The sequence below is a fragment of the Bradyrhizobium sp. UFLA05-109 genome (genome assembly GCF_054185165.1).
In genome coordinates this window covers 1-4,507 of the sequence record NZ_JBBIAR010000144.1, presented here as the reverse complement: position 1 = coordinate 4,507, position 4,507 = coordinate 1, and the positions used below count along the sequence as shown (strand labels likewise).

Below are 4,507 nucleotides of genomic sequence, written 5' to 3'. Positions count from 1 at the left end.
CCAGCGGTCTGCGCACGGCGGACATCAAGTCGGAAGGCACCACCGCCGCCTCGACCACGCAGATGGGCGAAGCGATCTTGAAGGAATTGCAGAAGCTGCACGCGTAAGCGCAGCGTATCGTCATTCCGGGTTCGATGCTGTCGGATCGCCCCAGAATGACGGTGCCCCAAAAAGCAAACGGCCGGGCAATGCCCGGCCATTTCGATTCATACAAAGCTGTTACCAGTAGAGCGGGAACCTTCTGGGATACCCGCCGACGTCAGCCGGCGTGCTGAGCGGCTGGCGATCGATCGGACGGTTCCGGTTCTCGCGCGTGAAGCTGGGATAGCTGACATCCGGCGGGAAGTCGTAGTCGGAGAATTTGCGGTCGCCCGGATTGACCTCGGTGCCGCCGTCGAGCCAGAATCGCTTGCTGACATAGATGCGGGTGCGTGGACATGCTGATAGACGACGTTGGGGCCGCTCGGACCGTAATAGACGCGGCCGCGATCGTCATAGGTGCGCTTGGTCTTGGCATCAGCCGAGACGGGCAGGCCGATGGCAACACGGCGCCCGCCGCAAGCCGAAATGCCAGTTTATTCGCGGCAGAGAATCTCGAGCTCAATCATCGCCAATCCGACTGCTCGACCGCGTAGTTCATCGTGGCGCTGAAGGCGCTACACGACAAGGCTACCATTTAGCGCGTCGTGGTCTGACTTACATCTGCCAAATCGCGACGATACCACCGGTCGAGAACGGAGCTGCCGTTCTGGTACGTGTCCGACCGTGCAGTCGCCAAGGTCCTGATCAATCGCAGGCTCATCACGGCGAAGAAGGCTGCACGCTGGCGGGCGCGCTCTCGGTCGATGCTTGCATCAGACTCTCCGATGGTTGTTCGAGTGTGGAAACCCAAACCTACCGGATAGGGCTCGCTCATCGCCACATGGAATCTACGAGTTTGAAATTGCGTACGACGCCGCCTCGCGCACGCTTCCGAATTCCTTCGGCGCCTCGTCCAGCACGACCAGCGATCCTCTGCGACGCCGAAATAGGCGCAGTGGAGCTGCTTATGGCCGGCTTCTACCGCCTTCCGCATGAAGGAAACGTCATCAGATTCTCGAGGCTGCGAAACACTGCGGCCTTCTCGATGTCACCACGAACCTGCATTGTCTCGTGCTCGCGCGGCTCGACTACCTCGCCCGGCTTGATGAACATCTGCTTGAAGCGGCCGATGAAATCGCCGGGGGGGGGGCGGCTCGATCTTGTCGACAAAAGGCGCGATACCACCGCATTGGTCAGCGCGGCAGGGCCATAAATCGCGACGCGAATATCCGAGAGCGGGTGACAACGTCGGACAACATACGCGGAAGCTATAAATGACAAACGCAAGAGGGCAAAGAACAAGCGGGCAAAGAAAAAGCCCCGGCGCGCATCGCACCGGGGCTCGAAACTTAAAGCCGGTCTCAGGCCCAAGCTCAAGCCCAAGCGCGTTCGCGCTTGAGCTTTTCCTCGTAGGTGTTGATCGAGGCCTTCTTCTCCATCGTGAGGCCAATGTCGTCGAGGCCGTTGATCAGGCAATGCTTGCGGAACGGGTCGATCTCGAACTTGACCTTGCCGCCGTCGGGGCCGCGGATCTCCTGGTTGGGCAGGTCGATGGTGAGCGTCGCATTGGCGCCGCGCTCGGCATCGTCGAACAGCTTGTCGAGGTCTTCCTGCGAGACGCGGATCGGCAGAATGCCGTTCTTGAAGCAGTTGTTGTAGAAGATGTCGCCGAACGAGGTCGAGATCACGCAGCGGATGCCGAAGTCCAGCAGCGCCCAGGGTGCGTGCTCGCGGCTCGAGCCGCAGCCGAAATTGTCGCCGGCTACCAGCACCTTCGAATTGCGATAGGCGGGCTGATTGAGGACGAAATCCGGGTTCTCGCTGCCGTCGTCGTTATAGCGCTGCTCGGAAAAAAGCCCCTTGCCGAGGCCGGTGCGCTTGATGGTCTTCAGATACTGCTTCGGAATGATCATGTCGGTGTCGACATTGATGATCTTCAGCGGCGCCGCGACGCCTTCCAGCGTGGTGAACTTGTCCATGGTTGCGCTTCCCGGGTAGGTCAGGGGAACGGCTGTTTATCGCGATCGGGGTCCAAATCCTAGGCCAAATTCGGCAGATCTAGTCTGCTCATCTCGAACGCGCGATGTGGTCGCGAGGGGGGAGGTGCGCCCCCTCTCCCGCTTTGGGGACGCTTTTGGGGGAGGGGCGGTGTACTTCCGCCATCGATAGCCCCCGTGTGGAGAGAGCCCAACGGGCGCTTCGCGCCCGACCTGCCCCCCAAACGGGGAGAGATTGAGCGGGCGCGGCGCCCAATCGATTCAACCAAAACCCTCGTTTCCGACGAGAAAAAATGAGCGTCGGTCTGATCGAGATTGGCGACCGGTTGTGTTTCACCAGTGCCGCTTGAAGGATGCGGCATGCGTCTAGCTCCGTTCCCGAGAAACGGTGCTCTGAAAAATGTCCCCGGTTGGCAAACGCAGCCGGAAAGGTCAGGCAGATCGATGATAGTCTCACATGTCGAATAATTGACTCTGACGACCTTGCCCCTGCCAAACCGTCCGATGGCTCATTGCGTGGCACTCGGCGAGAATTCGCTGGCCCCATAGTGGCGCCAGCGACAATATGGCTCTGGCTACAAGTACGAAGTTCTGCGTGGAGCCCGCGTTCATTGCAGGTTTGCGATCCAATCTCATCAGAGAACGCCGCGGATAGTCACCTTGAGCGTGTACGCTGTGTCAAAATGAAGGGGAGGGTTTTGCCATGTCAATATCTCGACGCGAGCTGTTGAAGGGGGGGGCTGGTGTGGCTCTGTCAATGCCTTCGGTTTTACGTGCCCAGACCACGTCGACTGCCGCCGGCACGGTGCGTATGGCCATGACGCCCGCTCTCACCGTGTTCGATCCTCTCTTCTCGACTTCTGATGCCGCGATAAACCACGCTTTCGCGATTTACGACACGCTTTTCTCGCTCGATTCCAAACTTGCGCCGCAGCCGCAAATGGTCGCAAAGTGGGGAGTATCCGATAACGAGCTGACTTACACCTTCGAACTCCGTGATGGTCTAGGCTGGCACGACGGTACCCCCGTTACTGCAGCGGATTGTGTCGCGTCGATACGACGTTGGAGCGAGGTTGCCGCTGGCGGACAACTGATCATGGCGCGTGCTCGAGATATCTCGAAAAAGGACGATAAGACCTTCACGATTGCGCTAAGGGAGCCGCTAGGGCTTCTCGTTGATAGGTTGGCGTCAATGGCGTGGCCGCTGTTCGTTATGCGCGAGAAGGATGCGAGTCGACCGGCGACTGAGCAGGTGATGGCGAATATCGGATCAGGGCCGTTCAAGTTCAATAATGCTCTCGCCAGGCCGGGCTCGAGCTTTACGTACGACCGCAACAAAAATTATGTGCCTCGAAAGGAGGCGCGAGACGGATTTGCTGGCGGGAAGATCGTCAAGGTTGATCGTGTTGTATGGGACACTATGCCGGACCAGCAGACCGCGATAACTGCCTTGCAGGCAGGTGAGATTGATTTGGTCCAAAGGCCGCCGATCGATCTTCTCCCTGGAATCGAAAGCGATCCAAATCTTGCACTCCAGCTAATGTGCACCGGGGGGTCCGTTTGGTACCTCCGCCTGAACTTCTTGCAGAAGCCGTTTAATAACGTGACGGCTCGCCAGGCGTTGCTTCACCTGATCGACCAAGAGGCGTTCATGCGTGCCGCCGTGGGTAACCCAAAATATTTCGGCGCCGTCACTTCAGTGTTTGGAAAAGAAAATCTCTATTCTAACGATGAAAATACCGGGTGGTACAAGAAGGGCGGCGATCCTGAAAAGGCCAAGCAATTGTTCAAGAAAGCCGGGTATGCCGGCGAGAAGGTCGTCATCCTCCAGCCAACCGACATAAGAGAAGTCAGTGACATCGCCCAGCTACTCGCGCTAACGCTGCAAAAGATTGGGATCAATGCCGAGCTTGCCGCAAGCGACTTTGGCGGAGTCGTGAGGCGTCGGGTAAACAAGGGCCCTGTGCAGGACGGTGGCTGGAGCATTCTTATCGCATCTAATTCCAACTACAGCCTTGGGGATCCGCTCAACACGGCGATTCTATCCGCGAACGGCGACAAGGCTTGGATTGGCTGGCCGAAGAGCGATGAGTATGAAGATCTCCGTTCTCAATGGGCGAATCTCGAAACGATCGAACAGCGGAAATCGTTGGCTCGAAAGATGCAACGAGTGTGGTGGGACTTTGTGGGTTCCGTGTACTTGGGGCATTCTCTCTGGCCGAACGCGCGTCGCAAGTCGCTCACCGGCCTAATCGAAGGGCCTTCGGTGTACGTGGCTATGTGGAACATGCAGCAAGCCTGAGGACGCCTGGGCGTTCTGGGCTGATCCAAGGGTGAGTGCCAATGCCAGCGATCTCGGAGCCGCAAAGCGATATTTCGGAAGCTCGTATGATGGAGCTCCTGGGTCGGATCACCGAAGCGCCGCATCG

2 protein-coding genes and 2 pseudogenes are annotated in these 4,507 nt (G+C 58.4%); 1 reads left to right on the top strand and 3 read right to left on the bottom strand.

Features of this window, described 5'->3' with window-relative positions:
* Nucleotides 1–219 precede the first annotated feature (219 nt).
* The 3 genes and pseudogenes from Q3C01_RS44625 to leuD form a co-directional block, all read right to left on the bottom strand.
* Nucleotides 220–604 (bottom strand): annotated as a pseudogene (locus tag Q3C01_RS44625) (hypothetical protein).
* A gap of 325 nt (nucleotides 605–929) precedes the next feature.
* Nucleotides 930–1,273, bottom strand: a pseudogene (locus Q3C01_RS44620) (carbonic anhydrase); the annotation flags it as partial.
* A gap of 181 nt (nucleotides 1,274–1,454) precedes the next feature.
* On the bottom strand, nucleotides 1,455–2,060 hold the full coding sequence (gene leuD / locus Q3C01_RS44615; RefSeq protein ID WP_458151699.1) for a 3-isopropylmalate dehydratase small subunit: 606 nt from the start codon (nucleotides 2,058–2,060) through the stop codon (nucleotides 1,455–1,457).
* A gap of 721 nt (nucleotides 2,061–2,781) precedes the next feature.
* On the opposite strand from leuD, the gene Q3C01_RS44610 reads away from it, so the two are divergent.
* On the top strand, nucleotides 2,782–4,380 hold the full coding sequence (locus Q3C01_RS44610; protein WP_458151697.1) for an ABC transporter substrate-binding protein: 1,599 nt from the start codon (nucleotides 2,782–2,784) through the stop codon (nucleotides 4,378–4,380).
* Nucleotides 4,381–4,507: the final 127 nt, after the last annotated feature.